Below are 25,772 nucleotides of genomic sequence, written 5' to 3'. Positions count from 1 at the left end.
TATAAAAAGATGAAACCCCTAGGCGTTAAAGTAATTAACAAAGGAAACCAACGATTTGTTGATAGTAAGGGGTTGTTTGTATGCTATAATCTTAACAGGAAGAATAATAGCAAAACAAAAGTATAAAAATTTATTGATTTTCCGGAGCAACAAAAAATCATGAACAAGGCTGTCCTGGCTTTTGCTAATTTGTGGATACAGTATTACAAGTGCCCACCCCTAAGGGAGCGGAATCATGGCAACTACAGCGTTTATCGGGCCTGTGTACTACTTTACACGTTAAACCTAAAGTGCATTACATCGCCATCCTTTACGATGTATTCCTTTCCTTCAACCCGCATTTTTCCAGCTTCCTTGACCTTGGCCTCGCTGCCAAAGGAAACAAAATCATTATAAGCAATTACTTCTGCTCGAATAAATCCCTTTTCAAAGTCGGTATGTATCACCCCCGCAGCTTGTGGCGCCGTGGCACCCACAGGAATGGTCCAGGCCCTTACTTCCTTTACGCCGGCGGTAAAATAGGTCTCCAGATTTAATAGTTTGTATGCTCCCCTGATCAATTTAGCGGAACCGGGTTCGGTAAGCCCTAAATCTTCCAAGAACATTTGCCGCTCTTCATAACTCTCCAATTCTGTAATGTCGGCTTCGGTGCCTACGGCCAAAAAGATAACCTCTGCATTTTCGTTGGCAACAGCAGCCTTAACTTGTTCTACGTATGCGTTACCTGTGGTTGCGGCATCTTCATCCACATTGCAGACATACATGACCGGCTTGTCAGTAATAAATTGTAAGGGCCTAACAAATTCTGCACGATCGTCCTTGCTGATATCCAGGGCGCGTACTGAGGTACCTGTTTCAAGGCCTTGTTTGATCTTCAATAGCACCGCCTCTTCTTTCTGGGCCTCTTTATTTCCAGTTTTGGCTGCCCGCTTTACTTTTTCAAGCTTTTTGTCCACGGTTTCCAAATCCTTTAACTGGAGTTCGATATCGATGGTTTCTTTATCCCTAACCGGATTTACAGAGCCATCTACGTGTACAATATTATCGTTGTCAAAACAGCGAAGCACATGTAATATGGCATCTGTCTCGCGAATATTGCCTAAAAACTGGTTGCCGAGACCTTCACCTTTACTGGCTCCTTTTACCAATCCTGCAATATCCACAATCTCTACAGTTGCAGGTAGCACTCTTTCAGGGTTCACCAATTCCTCCAATTTTTGAAGTCGCGTATCCGGTACGTTTACCACGCCAATATTGGGTTCAATGGTGCAAAATGGAAAATTGGCACTTTGCGCCTTTGCGTTGGACAAGCAATTAAAAAGGGTGGACTTTCCTACATTTGGCAATCCTACAATACCTGCTTTCATGATCGAGATCTATATTAAACGGGAAACATAAATTAGGTCTGTTTCCCAGCTATTTTTTAAACAGCTGCAAAGATACTATTTATGTACGTTTATGAACACATATTGGCAATCTTAATTATGTAAAAATAAAATACCTAAATTAGAAGTCTAAATACTTAAATTCATTGATATGAAAAAAATAATCTTATTAACTGTTTTTATGTTGGCCAATTTCACCTTGGCAGTAGCCCAAAACTCCGTATCGGGAAATATCACGGATGATACTGGCGAACCCTTGGTTGGCGTAAACATAGTGGAAAAGGGGACTACCAATGGCACAACAACCGATTTTGATGGGAATTATCAAATATCGGTCATGGATAATGCAACCCTTGTTTTTAGTTATATAGGTTATGATACCAAGGAGGAAAATGTTTCTGGAAAATCGGTTATCAATGTTTCCTTGTCCGGGGGTATGATGCTGGACGAAGTTCAATTAGTGGGGTCCAGAAGCCCTAAGCGAACCTCTACGGACACCGCCGTTCCAGTAGATGTTATAGATATAGCGGAAGTCTCCACACAAACTGGTCGTGTGGAAGTAAATGAGTTATTGCAATATACGGCACCTTCGTTCAATGCCAATAAACAGTCGGGATCGGACGGTGCCGACCATATAGATCCGGCTACCCTAAGGGGGTTGGGACCCGATCAAACCCTGGTACTTATCAATGGCAAAAGAAGGCATCAATCCTCTTTGATCAATATTTTTGGTACTAGGGGGCGTGGTAACACGGGTACCGATTTGAACGCCATACCGGCATCGGCCATAAAACGAATAGAAATATTACGTGATGGGGCTGCAGCGCAATATGGTTCGGATGCCATTGCAGGGGTAATAAACATTGTTTTGAAAAACCAAACGGATAAGGTATCCGGTTTTATTAATTATGGAGCCTATAGTACCAATGCCAAAGGAGATTTTCCGGCAGGAACGCCCAACACGGATGGTAATCGTTTGGATACGGATAAGGACGGAAATGCCATTGGGGAGGATAAGAGTTTTGATGGAGGCTCTTTAAAAGCTGGAGTTAATTTTGGAGCGGCTATTGGCAATGATGGCGGATTTGTCAATGTCACCACGGAATATATTAGCAAAAATAAAACCTTGAGACCAGGATTCGATTTTAGGCGAGGTTTTGGGGAAGCGGCCATAGATGGATTCAACTTAATGGTAAATGCCTCCGTTCCTCTTTCGGACAATTCAGAATTATATGCCTTTGGCGGAAGGAATTATAGGGATACGGATGCCTATGCCTTTACAAGAAACGGAGGCAATAGGGTAATTCCTTCCATATACCCCAATGGCTTTACCCCAAGGATTACCTCCAATATTATTGACAATTCCTTTTCGGCCGGGTTTAGAACCGAATTGGATAATGGCTGGAAACTGGATATTAGTAATACCTACGGCAGTAATAATTTTCATTATTATATAAAGGGCACCCTCAACGCTTCTTTGGAAGATGTTTCCCCCACCGATTTTGATGCGGGCGGACACAGTCTTGCCCAGAATACGGTGAATTTGGATTTTTCCAAGTATTATGACGATGTATTGGAAGGTATGAACTTGGCTTTTGGGGCAGAATACAGAACGGAAAATTTTATCATATTTGCTGGTGAAGAAGGATCTTGGGGCACCTATGACGTAAATGGCCTATTGATTACGGATCCGGCCAACCAAACCCAACCCATTGATCCGGATTCGGGCGATCCACGCCCCGGCGGATCCCAAGGTTTTCCAGGTTACAGTCCCAAGAACGAAGTGGACAGAAGTAGAAGCAACTTTTCCCTGTATGCGGACGGGGAGTTTGATCTAACGGAAGCCTTTCTCTTGAGTGCTGCTGCGCGATTCGAGAATTTCAGTGATTTCGGAAGTACGCTCAACGGCAAATTGGCCGCAAGGTTAAAAGCATCGGACAACGTTAATATAAGAGGTTCTGTTAGTACGGGCTTTAGAGCTCCTTCCTTGGCCCAAAAATATTACAATCTACAGTTCACCAATTTTGTTGGCGGAGCGGCATTGGAGTCCCTGTTGTCTCCCAATAACAGTCCGGTAACCGCTTCATTTGGAATAGATCAGTTAACGGAAGAAAAAGCCCTTAATGCCGGATTAGGGTTTACCGCGACTTTTGGGGATTTTACTGCTACGATAGACGGGTACTATATTAAAGTAGATGACCGTATAGTACTTACCGGTAATTTTGATGCGCCCCAGATCCCCAATGTGGAGGCAGCACAATTCTTTGTCAATGGGGTGGATACCAAAACTACGGGCTTGGATATTGTTCTGGCATGGAAGAAAAGTTTTAACGACAATAGGTTATCGGCCACCTTTACGGGGAATATAAACGATATGAAAATAGATAAGGTAAACAATGGTAGTCTGGATGCGGAAACCTTTTTTGGCGAAAGGGATAAAGGGTTTCTCCTTGCTTCGGCACCTAAAAGCAAATTTACCCTAAATATGAACTACAGTAGGGACAAGTTCGACGCCGGGCTGGCCTTTACCCATTTCAGTAAGGTGGAGCTATTGGATTACCAAATGTATGAGCCTACCTCTGATTATGCCAGTTTCGAGGACCAAATCAATCAGGCAACGGATACCTACGATGCAAGGTTGGTAACCGATCTGGTTTTTGGTTATCAATTATGTGAGGGATTGAAATTGAATGTAGGTGCCAATAACCTATTTAATGTATATCCCGATCAACAGGATGATTGGGTTGAAGGAGGAGGATATTGGGACTCTGTACAAATGGGCTTTGGCGGGGCATATTACTATGCTAAAATAGGATTTACATTTTAAAGGATTCTAAATCCATACATAAAAAAGGCTGCTTTAAAGCAGCCTTTTTTAATATTGTAGTATTCAAATAATCCTTCGTAAGGATATGTAATTTTATAAGAATGGGCATAAAAATTTTGAGCACCCGGCCTTAAATGGTAGTGGAAGATTTACCTAACCCATCTACAGCCCTATTCGGGATGCATAAAACGCTGCTTGCCCAAAAGAACTTCTTCAGACTCCACATGGTCTTCATCAGGGACACAGCAATCCACGGGGCATACTGCGGCACACTGTGGTTCATCATGGAAACCTTTACATTCCGTACACTTATCTGGGACAATAAAATATATCTCGTCGCTAACGGGCTCCTGTGATTCCTCGGCATTGACTGCTTTCCCATTGGGCAGTACAACATCTCCCTTTAAAAGGGTTCCATCACTATAGCGCCAATCATCCGCACCTTCGTAAATTGCAGTATTTGGGCATTCCGGTTCACAAGCTCCACAATTTATGCACTCATCTGTTATTATAATTGCCATATTTTATATTTCTTTTATGCTGATTTAATTTCAGTATCAATACTTTTGTACAAAGGTAAAGCCTAATAAAATCTTTTACAAATATAATGACTGACCTTAGACATAGATTTAATGCTTTTGTTAAACTTGGTAGTTTTTTCAAAGAATATTGCAAATATGCGAAAAACAAAATTCAAATTGATGATAATCAGCATGCATGGTTTGTAAAATTCGATGAAATACTAATCTTGGCCGGACATCACAATGGATGGTTTACCCCTGAAAATATTTTATTCAATATTGAAAGTTGGGCGGAGTTGCTTACACCGTCAGAACTTGAAAGTTGGCTTTCAAAGTATGATTTGGGTAAAAGCAGGCCAAAGACGGTGGCCTTGATCATGGCAGGGAATATCCCTTTGGTGGGCTTCCACGATTTTGTAAGTGCCGTGATAACGGGAAACCGGGTCTTGGTAAAACTCTCCTCCAACGATAAAATTTTACTGCCCTTCATAGCTCAATACTTAATTGAATTGGAGCCATTGCTAAAAGACCAAATTACATTTGCGGAAGGCAGACTGGACGATTTTGATGCCGTTATTGCCACGGGAAGCGACAATACATCCCGATATTTTGAGCATTATTTTGGTAAAAAGCCCAATATTATTAGGAGAAATCGGAATTCGGTGGCCATCCTTAGTGGCGATGAAACCAACGATGAGTTGATGGCCTTGGGTGAGGATATATTTAGGTATTACGGATTGGGCTGTAGAAGTGTTTCCAAATTGTTTGTACCTCAAAATTATAATTTTGAGGCCCTTTTTAAGGCGCTATATCCATTTAATACCATAATTGAGCAAAAAAAATATGCCAACAATTATGATTATAACAAGGCAGTTTACCTAATGAGTTTGTATAAGATACTGGAAAATGGTTTTCTAATGTTAAAGGAGGACAAGAATTATGCCTCCCCTATTGCCACCCTATTTTACGAGTTTTATGAGTCACCGGAGGAATTGAAAATTAGGCTAACCAATGAAAAGGATAGGATTCAATGCATGGTGGCCAATGGATTTATGGCCGATGAGGTGCCCTTTGGGCAGACGCAAAAACCAACCTTAACGGATTATGCGGATAATATTGATACTGTTGATTTTTTGTTGAAAACATAATGTAATAATTTAGGTGCATACTACCCTACTTCCTAAAATATTTATGACCTTTAACCTTTGAAAAAAATATAACTGAATTTGAGAATAACTGTAAAATAGCCGTAGCCCGAACATATGTGATTGATAAATATGTTTCTTGTGACCGGTATATAGCAGTAATTTTTTAACCTCTCAGAGAAGGAATACCATTCTTTGAACAACTCTAATAAGTGATAAATGAAAAAACATAATTTTAGTGCCGGCCCCTGTATCCTTCCTCAGGAAGTAATCATAAAGGCGTCCGAGGCCGTCTTGGATTTTAATGGATTGGGACTTTCCCTGATCGAAATTTCACATAGAAGTAAGGATTTTGTGGCGGTAATGGACAAGGCCAGGTCTCTGGCCTTGGAACTATTGGGTCTAGAAGGCAAGGGCTATCAGGCTTTATTCCTACAAGGAGGTGCTAGCATGGAGTTTTTAATGGTGGCCTACAACCTATTGGAAAAAAAGGCGGGTTATCTTAATACAGGTACCTGGGCAGATAAGGCGATAAAGGAAGCCAAGCTTTTTGGGGAGGTCATGGAAGTAGGATCATCCGAAGACGGGAATTTCAGTTATATTCCCAAAGGTTACAGTATTCCTAGAGACTTGGATTACCTGCACCTTACGTCCAATAATACCATTTATGGCACCCAAATAAAGAAATTTCCTAAAACGGAAGCTACTTTGGTCTGTGATATGAGTTCCGACATATTTTCCAGACAATTGGATTTCTCCCAATTTGATCTTATTTACGCTGGTGCCCAAAAAAACATGGGTCCGGCCGGTACCACCTTGGTAGTGGTAAAGGAGGAAATCTTGGGCAAGGTTAGTAGAAAAATTCCATCTATGTTGGATTACAAGGTGCATATTGCAAAGGAGAGTATGTTTAATACCCCAGCTGTATTCCCCGTGTATGTTTCCATGCTTACCTTGGAGTGGCTTCAAAAATTGGGCGGAATTGCTGCCATTGAAGAGATTAATGAAAAGAAGGCCCAACTTTTGTACTCTGAAATAGATTTAAATCCATTGTTCAACGGCTATGCACATAAAGAGGACCGTTCCAATATGAATGCCACCTTTACGCTAGCGGAGGAAAAACTTAAGGACGTATTTGATGAAATGTGCCGTGAAGCGGGAATTAATGGAATAAACGGACATCGTTCCGTTGGGGGATATAGGGCCTCCATGTATAATGCCCTTCCTTTGGAGAGCGTAGGTACCTTGGTAGATGTAATGAGTGAATTGGAGCGAAAAGCTTAAAAATCGAGTTTTAGGACTTGCGATATTGCCTAGGAAAGGTCTTGGCAATTAGCCAATACCATACAATTGGCGTATTGGAAGGGTCAACTCAGTAACAACTTTAGAGTTCTAAAGAATAACAATCAACAGTTAGTATGAAAATTTTAGCAAACGACGGAATATCAAAAAGTGGCATACATACTTTGGAAAATGCCGGTTTTGAAGTTTTGGCGGTGAATGTGGCACAAGAGCAGCTTGTATCCTATATAAATGAAAATAAAGTATCGGTGCTGCTGGTCAGAAGTGCTACTAAAGTCTTTAAGGATGTAATAGATGGTTGCCCAGGCTTGAAAATTATTGGCCGGGGTGGTGTGGGAATGGACAATATAGACGTGGATTACGCCAAATCCAAAGGCATACATGTCATCAATACTCCGGAAGCCTCATCTTCCTCGGTGGCTGAACTGGTGTTTGCCCATTTGTTTAGTGGGGTAAGGTTTTTGCACGATGCCAATAGGAATATGCCGTTGGAAGGGGATAGTAATTTTAAGAAACTAAAAAATGCCTATGCCAAAGGCGTGGAATTAAGAGGAAAGACCATAGGGATCATAGGGTTTGGAAGAATTGGAGTGGCAACCGCCAGAATAGCTTTGGGCATTGGGATGAAAGTAATTTTTACCGATCCATTTTTGGATGAGGCCACGGTGACCGTACCTTTTTATGACAATAGATCAATTTCTTTTGAACTTACAAGTACTCCTTTGGAAAACTTGTTGAAAACCGCTGACTTTATTAGTCTTCATGTTCCAGCTCAAAAATCCTATATTATTGGCAAAAGGGAATTTGGTTTGATGAAGGACGGCGTAGGTATAGTAAACGCTGCCCGTGGAGGTATCTTGGATGAGGTAGCCCTTGTAGATGCACTGGAAAGTAGGAAAGTGGCTTTTGCGGGATTGGATGTCTATGAATCCGAACCTATCCCGGAACTACGTATTTTGATGCATCCGGATATTTCCCTTAGTCCACATATAGGTGCTGCTACCGAGGAGGCCCAGGATAGGATCGGCTTGGAACTGGCTTCACAAATTATTGAACTTTATAAATAGGGATTTGAAAATAAAAACAGTTTGTTCAAACTCTTTTTTGTATCTTAAGCATATTAATACTAATCATAACACTTATAAAAATGTCAGGATTATTGGATCTTTTAAGTAGCCCAATGGGCAAACAATTAATTAGCGGAGTTGCAGGTCAGACTGGACAACCCGAAAACAAAACAGCAGATGTCCTGAGCATGGCGATGCCACTTTTATTAGGTGCCATGAAGAAGAATGTTTCTTCCCCACAAGGGGCCGAAGGTCTAATGAATGCACTTTCTTCCAAACACGATGGTGGATTGTTGGATAATCTTGGAGGATTGTTCGGTGGAGGGGTTGATGAATCCGTTATTAATGATGGAGCTGGTATATTAAGTCACGTTTTTGGTGGAAAACAAGCCAATGTTGAGAATGCCTTAAGTCAGAAATCCGGACTGGATGCAGGATCGGTGGCCCAAATCCTTAAAATTGCCGCGCCATTGGTAATGGCCTACTTGGGTAAACAAAAAGCACAGAGCAATGTAAACGACGCCAATGGACTAAATAGCTTATTGGGAAGTATGCTTGGTGGCCAACCTGAACAGAACCAGAGCTTGATTACTACTTTATTGGATGCGGATGGAGATGGCAGTGTACTGGACGATGTTGCTGGGATGGTCATGGGAACCGGTAAAAAGAAAGGTGGGTTGGGAGGCCTGCTAGGCGGACTTTTTGGTAAATAAGAGTTTTAACATAATATAAGGAAAGCCATTTGTAACATAAATGGCTTTTTTTGTATCTTATAAGTAGGAAATATAAGATATGTTGGCAATTGAATTTTAGGTTATAAACCCGGTAGACCATTGCTGATACGTATAATATTAATGACTTTTGAAATAATATAAGCGATGAAAAAGACTATTTTTACCATTGCGGTTACTGTGATGTTTCTTTTGTTTTTGGCCAATTGCTCCAGTACCAAGCAAGCAATTTCGGTTACAGAGGCAGAAAAGGCCGCTTTTTCCCAAACGGAAGGAGATACCATAACCATTAGGGACGAGAAAACGGAATACGAAATTATTATAATTGAGCCAGGCTTTGATCTATGGCTTCAGAGTATTGCCAAGCCTAAAGGGTTTTATTCCCAGTCCTATCTGGAAAACAGGAATAGGATCATGGTTCAGGAATGGAATCAAAGGGTAATGCAGCCATTTAGATATAGTCCCAATCTTTATGAGCTCCGCATCGATTACGACCCGAATATAGATTATGGGTACGAGGTGAATTATAAATTGTACAACTACTTTATTTATTTTCAACGCAAATACAATCAACGATTGGGGCCATTTGTTCCCCGTGTATAAAAAGTTATCTTTGTAACGATTTTTTATAGTATGAAGAAATTAAAACAACGTTGGGGCGTAAGTTCCAATATGCAGCTTGCAATCATATTTATAGTATTCTCCATTACTGGTTCATCAGCAGTGTATGCAGCTAAGCCGTTTCTAAATTGGATCGGATTGAATCGGGAAAACTTTTCCCCCGATTTCCTATGGGGAGGCCTTATTTATTTGATTTTTAGAATATTGTTGATTTTTCCCATCTATCAATTTCTATTGGTTATCTACGGGTGGTTGTTCGGTCAGTTCAAATTCTTTTGGGAATTTGAAAAAAAGATGTTAAATCGTATGGGCTTGGGCTTCATACTTAAGTGAAAAATATAACATAGCATATAAATCACCATTGGTATGCTACAGAAACGGCAGGAATCTAAATATCCTTGATAAATATTGGTTTGGTTGCATATACTTTTTTTCAATAAGCCAACCACCAACGACAGTAGCAAAGTCATAAATTATATTTTTATTAACAATCATTTTGTTGGGATACCACTAGATTTGAAGAGTGAAGATTCATTTGAGAAATATAACCTTTTCAATTATTGCCGTCCTCTTGGTCGGTTTAATAACCCTTCCTTCCATTTTAAAATTAAAACATGCCATCTTTGAGCACCACACCTTTGTCTGCAAGGAAAAAGGTAAACTGCATATACATGAAGTAGAATTGGATTGTGATTACCATAAATTCAATCTTACACATTTGTATACCCTTACGCAACAGGAGTTTGCTACATTTACAATAGTACCTAAAACAGAAAAAATTATAAACTTCTATAATTTTTTAAGTAAGTATCAAAAACTCCATTTCTCCAGAAGGGGACCTCCATCGGCCCTATAATACTTTTTACCGGACTTGTATAATCGTGCGCACGCTAACATTATGCCTGTGAAACCCTATAGTAATATAAGGCGGCCAAAACTCTATGTTGCAGGCACGCCTAGTTATATGAACTACATTTGGGGTATTTGAGATAAAAGGTCTTACTTATAATTACACCAAACAGTTTTAAACAATTTTTTGGACGCGAATTACCTCTAGCTAATTCTCGCCATTACCTATAAAAAAAATAAATGAGAAATATAATCCTGTCAATGCTCTGCATTTTGACATATATAACAGCAAACTCCCAAAATACCCTCTCCGGAAAAATAATTAATACAGAGAACCAAGAAGGTCTGGAACAGGTTACCATCTATTTTCCACAAATGGAAAAGGGTGGTGTAACCAATAATGATGGGGAATATAAAATTGGATCCTTACCAACGGGAACCTATAAAATAGTGGCTTCCTATATAGGTTTTCTAACTTTTTCAGACAATATTACCATTGAAAAAGGGAGCAATACCTTGGACATTTCATTGGTTCCAAGTGCCATTGAAATGGAAGAAGTTATTGTATCTACCCCATTCCATAAATTACAACGTGAAAATGTTATGAAGGTAGAATTCGCCAAATTGGCAACACTCAAGAGCCAAGGTGCCCCTACTCTGGTGGAAGGTATAGGGGCCATACCCGGGGTGGATGTGGTTTCAACAGGTGTGGGAATAGGGAAACCCGTAATTAGAGGGCTTACTTCCAATCGTGTTTTGGTGTATACCCAGGGTATTCGCTTAGAAAACCAGCAATTTGGGGCAGAACATGGTTTGGGAGTAAATGAAGCCGGCATAGAAAGTGTTGAGGTAATCAAGGGGCCTGCTTCCCTACTATATGGGTCTGATGCAATGGGGGGAGTGCTTTATCTGAACCCGGAAAAATTTGCAGTTCCCAATAGTACCGAGGGAGATATAAATTTCAACTACAATACCAACACCCAAGGTATAAGTAGTGGGGCCGGCATTAGAGCTTCAGGGGATAGATTTAAATATCTTCTACGCTTGGCAACCAATAACCATGTGGATTATTTGGGTGGAGATGGCAATAGGGTTACCAATTCCAGATTTAATGAGAAAGATCTAAAGGCCGGCTTGGGTTATCAGGCAACCTCCTTTAAAAGTGAGATTAGGTATAATTACAACCGATCCAATTTGGGGATACCTGAAGAGGTGGGCTTGCAAACCACTTCCAGAACACCCGATTTACCATATCAAAAATTGGACAACCATATATTGAGCTCCAACTCCAAATTATTCTTTAACAACTCCAATTTGGATATCACCTTGGGCTACATAGGAAATAATCGTAAGGAGTTTGAAGACCATCACCATGAGGAAGAGGAAGAAGGCCACGAGGAGCACGAAGAGCATGAAGAAGAAGGTGAAGAGGGGGCTGCCTTGGACATGAAGCTCAATACCTTTAATTATAATCTGCAGTACCATCTCCCTAAATCGGGAAAATTTGAAACTGTTGTTGGCGTACAAGGAATTTATCAGACCAATGAGAATTTTGGGGAAGAGATTTTAATTCCCGATGCCACTACACAAGATATAGGATTTTTAGGGACCACCCATTTTCACCTCGATCAAAACAACGATTTTCAGGTGGGATTGCGCTATGACCACAGGCAAATAGACGGAAAGGCCTATGGTATAAGCGGTGCAGAAGATTATATAGCCCCTTTAAAACGCAACTTTAATAGCTTTAATGGTGCTTTTGGATACAAAAACAATATTTCCGAACAACTCACTGCTAGAATCAATGTGGCTACAGGGTTCCGGGCGCCCAATTTGGCCGAACTCACTTCCTATGGTACCCATGAGGGGACCAATAGGTTCGAAATTGGAAACAGCGACCTGAAGAACGAGCAAAACCTACAAATTGATCTGGCATTGGAATTTCAAAATGAACATTACGAGTTTTTTCTGAATGGTTTTCACAATAGTATAAAGGATTATATCTATATAGCGCCCAGTGGAACTTTAATGGATGAAACCCCTGTTTTCAACTATCTACAACAGGATGCCATTCTTTATGGAGGGGAAATTGGATTTCATTTGCACCCCCACCCGTACGATTGGTTGCACATAGAAAGTAGTTACCAAACGGTGTTCGGTGAATTACAGACTAGTGAAGCCTTACCTTTGATCCCCGCCAATAAGTTGACCAATACGTTTAGGGTAGAGTTTAATAATGCTAAGGGATGGTGGCTTAGGTCCAATGCGTTCGTTTCCTTGAACACCACCTTTAAACATGGAAAAGTAAGTACTTTTGAAACCGTTACTCCTGGATATTCCCTATTAAATGCCGGTTTGGGAGGGGACATTCAATTTTTGAAAAAAAGCATGAATATTACTCTTAGTGCCAACAACTTATTGGATAAAAAATACATTGCCCATTTATCCCGTTTAAAAAGTGATGAAATTTTGAATATGGGAAGATCTGTTGTTGTAGGACTTAACATACTATTGTAAAAAGGTGTACCCATGAGGGGCCTTTAAACTAATTTTGGTGTAACACCCATTCCAATAATAAGAAATACCTACGGCTTGATTCTTTTTAAACCGTAGGTTATTTGTTTCCAAAAAGAATTTGGAATTTTTTCATCCCCTTCAAAGCCCAATTCAATGTTACCACTGTCTTCGGGGATATAGTTGGTTTTAAAAATATAATCCCATAGACTAAGGCTGATTCCAAAATTAACACCGTATTTCCCATCTGGTAAATCGTGCGCGTGATGGTATAGGTGCATTACCGGATTGTTTAAAATATATTTTAGCCAACCCCAGGTAATTTTTATGTTGGCATGATTGAAATGGCCAATGGCTATCGCAAAAAAATGGACTATATAGGCATGTTCGGGTTCAAAGCCGCCCAAGATCATGACCCCAAAGGTCTTTAAGGGTTTGTAGAACACATTTTCCATCCAATGATAACGTAGGTGTGCCGCAAATCCCATCTCCTTTACACTGTGGTGTATTTGATGGAATTTCCATAAAAATGGATACTTATGGAGCAAAATATGGGTAAACCACTGGACAAAATCCAATATTATAAAAAAGATCAATAATTGAAGCCAATTGGGAAAATGGGACATATCCAAAAGGGCAAGGCTACTTTGTTGTATGCCCAAATCGCTAAAAAGAAGACCCAATATCTTGTAAAATCCACTTATGGCAATGGCGAAAAGGAAAAAATTAAAAAACATATAAAAACCGTCCAACCAAAAATCCTTACGGAAAATGGATTGATCCTTACGCCATGGAAACAAAATTTCCAGCAACCAAACCACAAGGGAAATAATTATAAGCCCCCAAAAATAATTGGTATACCAAGGAACGTCGAATATTATGGATTTCCAGGTCCAATTCGCTGTTCCTATAATGGTGTTGATGAATGCTTCAAAATATTTTTCCAAGACCTTTATACTTATCGCAATAACTTATTCCGTTACTCATTTAATGGGTACCATTGCACATCGGTCAATGCCTCTCTCCTACCCTTGCTCTTGGGAGGGTAGTTGGTGACCAAATAATTAATAATGACCTTTTCATTGGCCCCTAAATCCCATAAATTTTGGGTTTTTTGCATCCAGCGAATGGTCTCCGTCCATCGCTCTTCGTTCATTCTATTCTGTATGACCAATTGGGCGGAATGACAATTGGTACAATTATTTACCACTGTCATTAAACCCTCTCCTTCTTTTAATCCTGTCCTCAGGTGGATACCGTTTTCAATCTTATCCCAATCTTCATCCTCGGTGCTTGTTCCAATTACTTCAGAATTGGGTGTATCGCCTTTAAAAGAAAAGGCAGATGGGTCCAACATATAGGTAATCCCCAATATCCCTATGAGTACAACCATGACGAAAGAAACCACTAAAACGCTATAAATGGACTTTACCTGCTTTCTAAAATTATCCTGTTTGTTCATTTAACTTACTTTTACCGCAATCCTATGGCATGCATTGTTAAGGTATCCTTTGGGGTTCCATCCGGGCAATAACATGGGCTGACTTACCCCCCTTGAATCCGTAGCCCGTGCCCATACCTCGTAATAACCGGATTTAGGAAAACTTATACTTGCCTTAAAATGTTGCCAAGCCAATCGGTTTGCTGGTTTTTCCAAGGAGCATTCGGACCAGGTAGCGCCGAAGTCGATAGAATAGGATACTTTGGAAACTTCCAATTCCCCTGCCCAGGCATGGCCTCTAATATTAAGCTTCTTTCCCATAGGAATCATGGCTCCCGATTTAGGATAGGTAATCAAGGATTTCACTGGCATGGATTCTATAATGCACATATCCTCATCCTTGACCTTTTCTCCAGGAGCAACAGGGTTACAGGGCACCTTATAAGAGGTTCCTGTCATTTTTTCCCCATCATGGACTATGTTGCGCACACTGATCCTATTTACCCATTTTCCGGAAGTAGATGCCGGCCATCCACCACATACCAAACGCAAGGGATACCCGTGTACCAAAGGAATATCCTCTCCGTTCATTTTAAAGGCCAACAAGGTTTCGTCCATCATAGCCTTGGCAATAGGAACCCCTCTGGAAATAGGCTCTTTGTTTGGGTCCCTACTTAAGTGTTGGTCTGCAGCATGATAGCCAATGTACACGGCATTGTCCTTGATTCCAACCTCTTTAAGGACATCTTTTAGGCGAACCCCTGTCCAGTTGGCACAACCTACGGCCCCAATGGTCCATTGGTTTCCCTTGGCGGGTGGATCGAATTCGCTCCTACCATTGCCGCCACATTCTACGGTAAGTTGATAGGTATGGTGGGGAAATTTTGTTTTTAGCTCTTCCAAGGTGAAAGTTTTCGACTCCATTACGGATTCACCATCAAATGTTATGGTCCACTCCTGTACATTGATGTTTTCAGGAACCAGTCCATTGTTTCGGATAAACATATATTTGTTTGGTGTTACCCTGTCGTCCAATAAATGGGCCACTGCTTCCATGTTCCATGGTTTGCTGTTCAGGACCACCATTTCCTTATCTTTGTTGAACATTTGAAATGGATCAGGATCCTGAAGCCCCAAAAGTGTATAATTTTCAGGAATTTTAGCACCATAAACAATATCCAATCCCAGGATTCCTGCCAAAGAACCTAAGCTGGTTTTTTTGACAAAATTTCTTCTTTTCATTTACTTGATATTAAAATACCAGATAAATCTAAGAAAGTTATCGGAAAATTGGGGTAACATTGGTTACTTAATAATTTTATATGGATTTGTTTGGTTCTAAAAAAAATGAATGCCAATTTACTTGGCCGAAATAATTTTTTCTTTTCTAAAGGACTTAAATACATAAGTATAAAGCCACATGATGGTAAAGGTGGGAACAATGTCCAAACCAGGTAATATTTCTTCAATAAAGGTTATTGCCCCTGCAGTCCGTCCAATCTTGCCCTTGTATAATCTGGTCATTAGCCAGCCGGCCAAGGGAGCCCAGATAACATCAGAAAATTCGCCGATACCGGGAATAACGAAGGAAAGCATTCCTATTCCGTCAAAAAGCAATCCCAATAATAGATTTCTTAATTTATGGTCTTTCAATGTAGTTATTTTTACATATTGATTTACAGCTGCTTTAAAGCAAATAAAGTGCCAAAGTATTGAACAAGCGATTTAAGATAATTTTGAACTTATTAATTTCAAGAATTCGTTCCTTGTTTCTATTTTCTCAAATTGCCCCCTAAAACCCGAGGTGGTGGTTACCGAATTTTGTTTTTGTACTCCCCGCATCATCATACACATATGCGAGGCTTCTATGACCACGGCAACACCTTGTGGCTTTAAAGTATTGTTAAGGCATTCCAGGATATCATTGGTCAATCGTTCCTGTACTTGTAATCTTCTTGCAAAAACATCTACTACCCTCGGTATTTTGCTAAGGCCAACTATATGGCCGTTGGGAATATATGCTATATGGGCCTTGCCAAAAAAGGGCAGCATATGGTGCTCGCACAAAGAATACACTTCAATATCCTTAATGATGACCATTTCATCGTAAGATTCCTTAAACATGGCACCTTTCAGGATTTCTACAGCATCCTGCTTATAGCCTTGGGTTAAAAAAAGCATGGCCTTTGCGGCTCTCTCGGGAGTTTTTATGAGTCCGTCCCTGTTCAGGTCCTCCCCTATTTCATTGATAATAGACGAGTATCTGGATCTGACCTCATCGGTAATTTCCAGATTGTATTCTTCCAAATTTCTATATTGTCTCATAAAAGGCTTGTCCTATAATTTATCATTTTGTAGCTCCCACAATATAATCATTACCTTATTATTATAAAAAGAATATCCAATTAGAATTTATTGGCATTGTTTCTGCTATAATCAGCTGTTATAAATGTGTATAATAAAAGGCCAACTAGAGAATAAGTATTTTGTATTCTTCTTCTTAATGTTTACTTTCAACCCATAATTTAGAAACATGATAAAGGCTACAAATATCAATAAATTTTACGGTAACCTACAGGTGCTCAAGGGGGTGGATTTGCACATAAAAAAGGGAGAAGTGGTGTCTATTGTAGGTCCCTCTGGAGCCGGAAAGACCACTCTTTTACAAATACTGGGCACTTTGGATACCCTAAGCAATAAGAAAGACAGTACCCTTTTGATCAATGATGAGGACGTAACTAAATTATCGGATAAGGCTATGGCCAAATTCCGAAATAGCCATATTGGTTTTATTTTTCAATTTCATCAGTTGTTACCGGAATTTACAGCCTTGGAAAATGTTTGTATCCCCGCTTTTATTAAAGGAACAAAAAAGGAAAAAGTGGAAACACGGGCTGCAGAACTTTTGGAGTTCTTGGGACTTTCCCACAGGTTGCAGCACAAGCCCAATGAACTTTCTGGGGGGGAACAACAGCGGGTAGCGGTGGCAAGGGCCTTGGTGAATAGCCCTTCGGTTATTTTTGCGGATGAACCCAGTGGCAATTTGGATTCTGAAAGTGCCGATAATCTTCATAAATTGTTCTTCGATCTGAGGGATGCCTTTGGGCAAACTTTTGTCATTGTAACCCATAATGAAGAACTTGCCAATATGGCCGACAGAAAGCTGACCATGGTAGACGGTGCCATTACCCTATGAAAATATTGGTCAGGGTCTGGAATTTTATAAAAGCGCCTGCATATATTCGCTTGGACCATACCTCCAATTCGTTAAAGTTAAAAATTGTTTTGGCCCTTCTGCAATGGGGTATTGTAATAGGTGTCACTATAGGCATGTTTAATCAATGGTTGATGGGGCTATTGAAAATTGATCTTGGCGAGCATGCCATTGAAACATTTCTAGCCAAATATTCCGTTATTTCGTTGTTTTTTGTGGCTGTAATTCTTGCCCCTATTGTTGAGGAAACGCTTTTTAGGGGTCCGTTGATTTGGTTCAGGAATACGAAGTATTTCAAATTTGGGATATATGCATCGGTTTTATTATTTGCGGCCGTGCATTTGACCAATTTTGAAATGTCTCGGCAAGTATATTATATTGCACCATTATTAGTGGCACCTCAATTGATCTTAGGTGTATTTTTGGGCTATGTTCGGGTTAAAATGGGGCTACAGTGGTCTATCTGTCTGCATGCCATGTATAATGGTGTGCTAATTACGCCCATGCTTCTTTATAAATTTTTAAATCTCCCTTTGGAATGACGCAGGAAGAACTAAAAGAATTTTTGGATACCAAGGTAGAACAATACAATCGCCCGGATTTTTTATCCACAGACCCCCTCCGGATTCCGCATAGATTTACAAAAAAGGAGGATATTGAGATCAGTGGGTTTTTAACCGCCACCATTGCCTGGGGCAATAGAAAAAGCATCATTAACAATTCGGAACGAATGATGGAATTGATGGATAATTCCCCTTTCGACTTTATTATGAACCACCAAGTGGCGGATTTGGACAAATTTAAAGGGTTTGTTCATCGGACCTTTAATGGGGAGGATCTTGCATATTTCATCCGTAGTTTAAACAATATTTATACAAATCGTGGGGGATTGGAAAATACATTCGCCTTAAAAGGGGATGTAACCACACTGCAAATGTCGATCTCGCAGTTCAAGACCACTTTCTTTGAACTGGACCACTTGCCCAGAACCACAAAACATGTGTCCGATCCCCAAAAGGGATCTGCCGCTAAACGAATCAACATGTTCTTAAGGTGGATGGTACGAAATAATAGCAGTGGAGTGGATTTTGGTATATGGAATAAAATTAAACCTTCCCAACTCTCATGCCCTTTGGATGTTCATACCGGTAATGTTGCCCGTAAACTGGGTCTCATCCAGCGCAAACAGAACGACGGTAGGGCCTTGGCAGAATTAGATGCGAACCTCAGAAAAATGGACCCCCATGACCCTGTAAAGTATGATTTCGCTTTATTTGGCTTGGGGGTGTTTGAAAATTTTTAAGGGGTAGTCTTCTTTTTCTGACCAGGTGCCGGGTTTGCCTTTTGCAGGTATTGGACCCTTGTATTAATTATCGTGATCAGTAAGCGACTCCAATATTTCCATTTCACTGTGTTTTTTGGAAAAGTTCATAGCACATTCAATTAGTGCCAAATGCGAATAGGCCTGCGGAAAGTTGCCCAATAACCTTTTAGTCTTAAAATCTATATCCTCACTGAACAGACCTAAATGGTTGCTGTAGCTCAGTAATTGATCAAAGTGTTTCATGGCCTTTTGTTCGTGACCTATTTTAAATAGACTATTTATAAACCAAAAGGTACAAATGGTGAAGGATGAGGAGGGCAGTCCAAAATCATCTTCATTTTTATATCGATACAGTAGTCCATCATTGCACAGCTCTTTTTCAATGGCCAGTACCGTACTCACATATTTTGGGTCTTTGGGGTCTATAAATCCGTAGGATTCCATCAGTAAGACAGAGGCATCCAAATGCGGTGAACCATAAGATTGGGTAAATGCCTGTTTTTCTTCATTCCAAGCGTGGCTATGAATATCCTCTCTAATTTCCTTTTCCAAAGTTCGCCATTTATCCAACTTTCTATGTTTCCCAAATAGTTCGGCCACTTTAATGGCCCTGTCAATAGCCGTCCAACAGAGCACTTTTGAAAACGTAAAATGCCTATCCTCGGTACGAAATTCCCATATCCCTTTATCGGCTTCCTGCCAATGCTTATTAACGATCCATACGATTCCCTTTGTAATTCCCCAAAGCTCTTCCCCATTCTCTATTTCCGTATTAAATTTTTCCAATTGCGTATATATAACATCCATTAGGATACCGTATATATCATTCTGTCGCTGCTTGTAGGCCGCATTTCCTATTCTTACCGGTTTGGAGCCCATGTAACCTTTTAAATGGTCCAAGGTTTCTTCCGTTAATATTTTTTCCTTGTTGATGCCATACATAATTTGCAACTTCTCATCCTTGTCGGGAATGAGGTCAATGATAAATTGCAAATACCGTTTTGCTATATTCTTATGACCCAATTGGCCTACAACCTTTATTACCATAGAGGCATCCCTGATCCAACAAAAGCGATAGTCCCAATTTCTAACCTCACCTATGGTTTCCGGAAGTGAGGTGGTAGCGGCGGCCAGTACGGCCCCCGACTTGTCATAGCTCAACATCTTTAAAGTTAGGGCACTTCTTTTTATCTCAGCATCGTACTTCTTATAGGTAGGGGTCTTGCTGGACCAATTTAACCAATAGACTTTGGTGCGCTCCAATTCTAAATATACCCTGTCCAGGCTTGGTTCCAATATCTTTTCATTGTATCCCAACAGAAAATAGCCATCGCCTTGCAGCACAATATCCCGTTGGTACATAACACTTTCCTTATCAAAGGAAGTGTAAAGAAAAAAAGTGTCGAACTTCACCTCATGGGTCAAACTGGCAATGAAGTTTTTTTTCACATAGGTATTGGTTTTCCCCATGGCATATTCCAATTTAGGATTGTACAATACCCTGAACACCGGCCTGCCCGAAATAAGCTTTATATATCGTATAATTTCCGGTGGTGCATTGTAATCCCCATTTTGCTTGTAATATCGAGGCATAAAATCCTGAACTTCAAAACTATTCTTACCATCGGAAAAGGTTGTGACCAAAATAGCCGTCAAAGGAATGTACTTTTGATGAATGGTATAGTTGTCATCCACTAAGATTTCAAAACTACCGCCTATTTTATCGTCAAGAATTTTTGCAAATATGGAGGAGGAATCAAATTCTGGCAAACAACACCAATCCAATGAGCCTTTCTTAGAAATCAAAGCAGCACTTCTACAATTTCCTATAATTCCATAGTCTAAATTATCCATATTCCATTTTGTTCTTTAAATAACCTTAATTAGTAGGTTTTACACATCATTTTACCGAAATTTAGGGAAATTAAATACGAATAACACTTAAAAATGTCAAATTATGGCCAAAACTATCATAATCTCAAATAGACTGCCCGTACAATTACAAATCGACAATGGAAACATCACTGCAATACCAAGTGTAGGCGGTTTGGCTACTGGTATGAAATCTGTTCATTCGGGAGGTGATAGCTTATGGATCGGATGGAGCGGATTAACGGATGAGGAGATTCCGGACGGACTTGCCCCGGAAATAGACAAGGCATTGGCCAAGCACGGATCATCCAAGGTAAATCTAACTTCCGAGGAAGTGGATGGTTTTTATTATGGATTCAGCAACCGTACCATATGGCCGCTCTTTCATTATTTTTTGGAATATTCAGAGTTTGAGCTTGAAAGTTGGGATACTTATAAATCCGTTAATCAAAAATTTGCGGATGCTATTTTGAAAGAAGCGGGGGACAACGATACTATTTGGGTACACGACTATCAGTTAATGCTGGTGCCTCAAATGGTTAGGGAAAAGCGCCCTAATATTTCCATTGGTTTCTTTTTGCATATTCCCTTTCCTTCCTATGAGATATTTAGAACCTTGCCCTGGCGTAAGGAAGTTTTAATGGGGCTTTTGGGATCTGATCTGATCGGTTTTCATACCTATGATTACGAACGTCATTTTTTAAGTTCTGTACGGAGGTTATTGGGACTTGATGTTAGTTTTAATGATATCTATTTGGAAGATCGGGTCATTAAAGTAGATTCTTTTCCCATGGGAATTGATTATAAAAAATTTAGTGATGCCGCAAAAAAGCATGATGAAAACAAGACAGGTCAGCGATCCGAATTACAGCGCAGGCTGGATATGCACAAAGAATCGGACCCCGAAGCCAAGTTCTTTTTATCTATAGACAGATTGGATTATTCCAAAGGGATAGCAAAAAGGCTTAATGCCTTTGAATACTTTTTAACCAAATACCCGCAGTACAAAGAAAAGGTGCGACTTATTGTCTTAGCGGTGCCATCGAGATCCCATGTTCCACAATATCAATTATTGAAAAAGGAAATAGACGAATTGGTAGGGAGGATCAATGGTGAATTTTCCACGGTAAGTTGGACTCCTATATGGTATTTTTACCGCTCCATGCCTTTTGAGAACCTGATTGATCTTTATACCTCCAGTGATATTGCCTGGCTAACACCAATAAGGGACGGGATGAACCTTGTTGCCAAAGAATATATTGCTACAAGAACAGATAAAACTGGGGTCCTAATCTTGAGTGAAATGGCCGGTTCCGCCAATGAGATGAACGAAGCCCTTTTAATAAACCCGAATAATTTTGAGGAAATTGCGGATACATTATATGAGGCTATCAATATGCCGGTAGAAGAGCAACAGGCCAGAAATGCCATTCTGCAAAAAAGATTGGAAAGATATAACGTAGAAAAATGGGCCAATGATTTCATGACCTCTTTGCAAAACCAGAAACTGATAGACCATTCCTATAAGTCGCGCAGGTTGTCCAATGACATTTTGAAGGGGATAGTAAAGGATTTTGGGAACGCAAAAAAAAGATTAATGTTCTTGGATTATGACGGCACTTTGGCAGGATTTCAGGGCGATCCACAAAAGGCGAATCCCGATGAGGCATTATATGATTTACTAGATCGTATGTCCGCATTGGAAAACACGGATGTCTATTTAATCAGTGGCCGTGATAAGGATACTTTTACCAAATGGTTTTTGCCCAAGAAGTACAATATGATCGTGGAACATGGAGTGTGGATTTCCGAAAAAGGGGAAGCCTTCAGAATGTTGGAAAATGTTAAAAAAGATTGGATGGAAAAAATTAATCCAGTACTGGAATCCTTTGTGGATAGGACCCCAGGTAGTTTTATCGAGGAGAAAAATTATTCTTTGGCCTGGCACTACCGTAAGACCGATCCAGACTTTGGGCAGAAACGCGCCACTGAACTCAATACGGTCCTTACAAGTTTAATAGCCAATGACGATTTGAGTATTTTAAACGGAAATAAGGTCATAGAAATAAAGAGCAGCAATGTGAACAAAGGTAGGGCGGCCATGCGGGTATTCTCCCAAAAGGAATATGATTTCGTATTTGCCATAGGCGATGATTGGACCGATGAATTTATGTTTCAGGAATTGCCGGAAAGCGCCATTACCGTAAAAGTGGGGCGACAAAAAACTCAAGCCAGGTACTACGTAGACAGTATTAAAAATGTCCGAGGATTACTGGAGCATTTTATCCGCTAGGAACAGGGAGCATTTCCTGTAAACAGCGGTTGGTTATTACCGCTGTTCTTTGATCATATTTGCTAGTGCATGTCCATTGTGAAATACAGTACTAAATTGAAGTTAGGGGGGTATATATTGCCCGTCATTATTATTTCGCAGTTTGCGTGCACCTCTTTGTGGTTTGCGGGGAATGCTGTTTTGGATGATCTGATATTAAAAACGGGATTGGGAATCCAAATTATTGGTTATGTGCTGTCTTCGGTTCAAATAGGCTTTATTTTGGGTACCTTGGTGTTTGCGATTTTAATGATATCGGATCGCCATTCCCCTTCCAAAGTCTTTTTGTTCAGCTCCTTTTTGGCGGCCCTCTGTAATATGATGTTACTGCTCCAGGACATCTCCAATACAACACATTTTGTTGCCAGATTGGGTACCGGTTTTTTTCTAGCCGGTATTTACCCTGTGGGGATGAAGATAGCGGCAGATTACTATGAACAGGGGTTGGGAAAGGCCTTGGGGTATTTGGTTGGGGCACTGGTCTTAGGTACTTCATTTCCCTATTTGCTACAAGGTTTGGAGTTGGGTGAAGATTATACGGTTGTAATTAAAACAACCTCATTATTAGCTATTTTGGGAGGTTTGTCCATGTTCTTTTTGGTACCTGACGGCCCTTACAGAAAGCCTTACAGGATATTGAAATTAAGAATGGGAATTAGGCTCTTTGGAATACCTGCCTTTAAAAAAGCTGCCTACGGTTATTTTGGCCATATGTGGGAACTTTATGCCTTTTGGGCCTTTATTCCGTATGCTATTAAAACGTACAATTCCATTCATTATAAAGATCTTCCAATTTCTTTATGGACCTTTGTAATTATTGGACTGGGCGGTATTTCCTGTGCCATTGGCGGACATATGGCACTTAAATGGGGCAGTGGAAAGGTAGCCATGGGCTCGTTATTGCTATCTGGACTCCTGTGTTTTGCCTCCCCTTTATTTTTTCTCTTGCCCACTCCCCTATTTCTAGTCGTATTTTGTCTTTGGGGAATATTTGTAACCTCAGATTCACCACAATTCTCTACTTTAGTAGCTTCCACAGTCCCTATGGAGTTAAAGGGTACGGCACTAACCCTGGTAAACTGCATTGGTTTCTCCATTAGTATAATTAGCATACAATTGCTAACTTTCTTGTTGGATGTTGTAGATACGCGCTTTATTTTTACCTTCTTGACGATTGGTCCAATAATTGGTTTATCGGCAATGTTTAAGGGAGGTCTTAACAAATAATTAAGAAGCTGTTTTTACGGATAAGCGTAAATTACCAAGCCAAATCCAGGACGAATGCACAAATTAACTATTGGTTGTATATTTCTATTTTCTTTCTGCCTCATGGGGCAAACAGATCAGCGTATTTATGATATAATAAACGAGGTTTCGGCCGAGAGAATTAAAAAGGACGTCATTACCTTGGTCAACTTTGGTACAAGGCATACCTTGAGCGATACTCTTTCCAATACCAGGGGAATTGGTGCAGCAAGACGATGGATCAAAAGTGAGTTCGACAGAATTTCCGACAATTGCAACAATTGTCTTGAGGTAAGTTTTCAAAGGGACTTGGTAAAAAAGGAAGAAAGTAACAGAATACCTCGGGATGTGTGGGTGGTAAATGTTATGGCCGTTCAAAGGGGGGGCAAATACCCAAACCGCTATATAATTATGAGTGGGGATATAGACTCCCGCGTAAGCGATGCCAATAATTATATTTCAGATTCACCCGGTGCCAATGACAATGCCAGTGGGATGGCAGGGACCTTAGAGGCCGCTAGGGTCCTATCCAATTATAAATTTGAAAATAGTATTATATATCTGGGACTTTCAGGAGAGGAACAAGGTCTTTTTGGAGGCCAGGGCCTGGTAAGAATGGCCAAAGCCAAGGGTTGGGATATTATAGGGATATTCAATAACGATATGATAGGTAATATAAAGGGCGGGGATGGAATTATTAGCAATACCGATTTTAGGATTTTTTCTGAACCTGTGCCCCCGACCGAGACGGAAAGGGAAAGGAATATGCGCCGTTTTTATGGGGGTGAAGTAGATGGTATATCAAGGCAGTTGGCCCGCTACGTTCACAAGAACGTAAAAACCTATATGCCGGAAATGAACCCTATGCTGATCTATAGATTGGATAGATTTGGACGTGGCGGGCATCACCGCCCATTCAATGATGCCGGTTATGCAGGAATAAGGATAATGGAAGCACACGAAAATTATACCCAACAGCATCAGGATATCAGGGTAGAAAATGGAATTGCCTATGGAGATGTATTGGAGCATGTGAACTTTGAATATGCCAAGAAACTAACGGCGGTGAATGCGATTAATTTGGCTTCTTTGGCCTGGGCACCTCCTGCTCCCAAAGAGGTTGGCATTGGAGGTATTGTAGAACCCTCGGCAAAGTTGGAGTGGAGCAAGGTACCCGGTGCAAACGGATATAAAATCTATTGGAGGGATACTACCTCCCCCACTTGGGACCATAGCAGGTTGGTAGGAGATGTTTCGGGATATACTTTGGAAGGCGTTGTATTGGACAATTTTTTATTTGGGGTGTCCGCTATCGGGAAGGATGGTTTTGAAAGTGTGGTGGCTTTTCCCAATGCAATTTTAAAGTAACATAGGTAGGTTAT

Annotated in this window: 23 protein-coding genes; 15 read left to right on the top strand and 8 right to left on the bottom strand. The window is 40.4% G+C overall.

All coding sequences use genetic code 11. The annotated features are described in order from the left end of the window. Window positions 1-272 precede the first annotated feature (272 nt). Complete coding sequence (gene ychF, locus QSE00_RS08330; protein WP_286105594.1) at window positions 273-1,367, bottom strand: redox-regulated ATPase YchF; 1,095 nt, start codon at window positions 1,365-1,367, stop codon at window positions 273-275. Window positions 1,368-1,536: 169 nt separating this feature from the next. On the opposite strand from ychF, the gene QSE00_RS08325 reads away from it, so the two are divergent. After that, window positions 1,537-4,212, top strand: coding sequence for a TonB-dependent receptor (locus tag QSE00_RS08325; protein WP_286105593.1), 2,676 nt, complete (start codon window positions 1,537-1,539; stop codon window positions 4,210-4,212). 170 nt (window positions 4,213-4,382) lie between these two features. On the opposite strand, the gene QSE00_RS08320 is transcribed toward QSE00_RS08325, so the two are convergent. Further along, complete coding sequence (locus tag QSE00_RS08320) at window positions 4,383-4,733, bottom strand: 4Fe-4S dicluster domain-containing protein (RefSeq protein WP_110355321.1); 351 nt, start codon at window positions 4,731-4,733, stop codon at window positions 4,383-4,385. Between the two features lie 86 nt (window positions 4,734-4,819). Between QSE00_RS08320 and QSE00_RS08315 the strand changes: the two genes are divergently transcribed. The 8 genes from QSE00_RS08315 to QSE00_RS08280 all read left to right on the top strand — a co-directional run bounded on the left by QSE00_RS08315 (window position 4,820) and on the right by QSE00_RS08280 (window position 12,965). Then, a complete protein-coding gene (locus tag QSE00_RS08315; protein WP_286105592.1) occupies window positions 4,820-5,881 on the top strand; it encodes an acyl-CoA reductase in 1,062 nt (353 codons plus the stop codon). Window positions 5,882-6,097: 216 nt separating this feature from the next. Then, on the top strand, window positions 6,098-7,162 hold the full coding sequence (gene serC / locus QSE00_RS08310) for a 3-phosphoserine/phosphohydroxythreonine transaminase (RefSeq protein ID WP_286105591.1): 1,065 nt from the start codon (window positions 6,098-6,100) through the stop codon (window positions 7,160-7,162). 134 nt (window positions 7,163-7,296) lie between these two features. Then, entirely contained in the window at window positions 7,297-8,247 is a 951-nt protein-coding gene (locus QSE00_RS08305; protein ID WP_110355324.1) for a D-2-hydroxyacid dehydrogenase, read from the top strand. Window positions 8,248-8,327: 80 nt separating this feature from the next. Then, entirely contained in the window at window positions 8,328-8,960 is a 633-nt protein-coding gene (locus QSE00_RS08300) for a DUF937 domain-containing protein (RefSeq protein WP_110355325.1), read from the top strand. 165 nt (window positions 8,961-9,125) lie between these two features. Continuing rightward, complete coding sequence (locus tag QSE00_RS08295; RefSeq protein WP_110355326.1) at window positions 9,126-9,581, top strand: DUF6146 family protein; 456 nt, start codon at window positions 9,126-9,128, stop codon at window positions 9,579-9,581. Between the two features lie 30 nt (window positions 9,582-9,611). Then, window positions 9,612-9,932 carry a DUF6787 family protein gene (locus QSE00_RS08290; protein ID WP_110355327.1) on the top strand — a complete coding sequence of 107 codons (321 nt, stop codon included), beginning with the start codon at window positions 9,612-9,614 and terminating at the stop codon, window positions 9,930-9,932. 190 nt (window positions 9,933-10,122) lie between these two features. Further along, window positions 10,123-10,455: a hypothetical protein gene (locus tag QSE00_RS08285; protein ID WP_110355328.1), complete on the top strand. Its 333-nt coding sequence runs from the start codon at window positions 10,123-10,125 to the stop codon at window positions 10,453-10,455. A 233-nt stretch (window positions 10,456-10,688) separates the two neighbouring features. After that, window positions 10,689-12,965 carry a TonB-dependent receptor gene (locus QSE00_RS08280; RefSeq protein ID WP_286105590.1) on the top strand — a complete coding sequence of 759 codons (2,277 nt, stop codon included), beginning with the start codon at window positions 10,689-10,691 and terminating at the stop codon, window positions 12,963-12,965. 68 nt (window positions 12,966-13,033) lie between these two features. On the opposite strand, the gene QSE00_RS08275 is transcribed toward QSE00_RS08280, so the two are convergent. The 5 genes from QSE00_RS08275 to folE form a co-directional block, all read right to left on the bottom strand. Continuing rightward, window positions 13,034-13,909, bottom strand: coding sequence for a sterol desaturase family protein (locus QSE00_RS08275; RefSeq protein ID WP_110355330.1), 876 nt, complete (start codon window positions 13,907-13,909; stop codon window positions 13,034-13,036). Between the two features lie 32 nt (window positions 13,910-13,941). After that, entirely contained in the window at window positions 13,942-14,424 is a 483-nt protein-coding gene (locus QSE00_RS08270; protein WP_110355331.1) for a monoheme cytochrome C, read from the bottom strand. Beyond that, window positions 14,425-15,645: a sulfite oxidase gene (locus QSE00_RS08265; protein WP_286105589.1), complete on the bottom strand. Its 1,221-nt coding sequence runs from the start codon at window positions 15,643-15,645 to the stop codon at window positions 14,425-14,427. A gap of 117 nt (window positions 15,646-15,762) precedes the next feature. After that, entirely contained in the window at window positions 15,763-16,065 is a 303-nt protein-coding gene (locus tag QSE00_RS08260; protein WP_286105620.1) for a hypothetical protein, read from the bottom strand. A 63-nt stretch (window positions 16,066-16,128) separates the two neighbouring features. After that, window positions 16,129-16,728: a GTP cyclohydrolase I FolE gene (folE, locus tag QSE00_RS08255; protein ID WP_110355334.1), complete on the bottom strand. Its 600-nt coding sequence runs from the start codon at window positions 16,726-16,728 to the stop codon at window positions 16,129-16,131. 208 nt (window positions 16,729-16,936) lie between these two features. Here folE and QSE00_RS08250 point away from each other — a divergent pair, with 208 nt between their 5' ends. Genes QSE00_RS08250 through QSE00_RS08240 form a run of 3 tightly spaced genes read left to right on the top strand, consistent with a single transcriptional unit; the run spans window position 16,937 to window position 18,920 of the window. Then, window positions 16,937-17,599 carry an ABC transporter ATP-binding protein gene (locus QSE00_RS08250; RefSeq protein ID WP_286105587.1) on the top strand — a complete coding sequence of 221 codons (663 nt, stop codon included), beginning with the start codon at window positions 16,937-16,939 and terminating at the stop codon, window positions 17,597-17,599. Further along, complete coding sequence (locus QSE00_RS08245; RefSeq protein ID WP_286105586.1) at window positions 17,596-18,159, top strand: CPBP family intramembrane glutamic endopeptidase; 564 nt, start codon at window positions 17,596-17,598, stop codon at window positions 18,157-18,159. Before QSE00_RS08250 ends, QSE00_RS08245 begins: the two co-directional genes overlap by 4 nt. Further along, window positions 18,156-18,920 carry a TIGR02757 family protein gene (locus QSE00_RS08240; protein ID WP_286105585.1) on the top strand — a complete coding sequence of 255 codons (765 nt, stop codon included), beginning with the start codon at window positions 18,156-18,158 and terminating at the stop codon, window positions 18,918-18,920. Before QSE00_RS08245 ends, QSE00_RS08240 begins: the two co-directional genes overlap by 4 nt. Window positions 18,921-18,983: 63 nt before the next feature. On the opposite strand, the gene QSE00_RS08235 is transcribed toward QSE00_RS08240, so the two are convergent. Continuing rightward, entirely contained in the window at window positions 18,984-20,795 is a 1,812-nt protein-coding gene (locus QSE00_RS08235; protein ID WP_286105584.1) for a glycoside hydrolase family 15 protein, read from the bottom strand. Between the two features lie 103 nt (window positions 20,796-20,898). Here QSE00_RS08235 and QSE00_RS08230 point away from each other — a divergent pair, with 103 nt between their 5' ends. The 3 genes from QSE00_RS08230 to QSE00_RS08220 all read left to right on the top strand — a co-directional run bounded on the left by QSE00_RS08230 (window position 20,899) and on the right by QSE00_RS08220 (window position 25,758). Further along, window positions 20,899-23,106, top strand: a complete 2,208-nt coding sequence (locus tag QSE00_RS08230; RefSeq protein ID WP_286105583.1) for a bifunctional alpha,alpha-trehalose-phosphate synthase (UDP-forming)/trehalose-phosphatase — start codon at window positions 20,899-20,901, stop codon at window positions 23,104-23,106. 69 nt (window positions 23,107-23,175) lie between these two features. After that, window positions 23,176-24,372, top strand: coding sequence for an MFS transporter (locus tag QSE00_RS08225; RefSeq protein ID WP_286105582.1), 1,197 nt, complete (start codon window positions 23,176-23,178; stop codon window positions 24,370-24,372). Between the two features lie 54 nt (window positions 24,373-24,426). After that, complete coding sequence (locus QSE00_RS08220; protein ID WP_286105581.1) at window positions 24,427-25,758, top strand: M28 family metallopeptidase; 1,332 nt, start codon at window positions 24,427-24,429, stop codon at window positions 25,756-25,758. Window positions 25,759-25,772: the final 14 nt, after the last annotated feature.

This window comes from Arenibacter flavimaris, assembly GCF_030291335.1.
GTDB lineage: Bacteria > Bacteroidota > Bacteroidia > Flavobacteriales > Flavobacteriaceae > Arenibacter.
The sequence above is the reverse complement of the archived record's forward strand: the minus strand, read 5'-3'. Positions and strand labels throughout refer to the sequence as shown.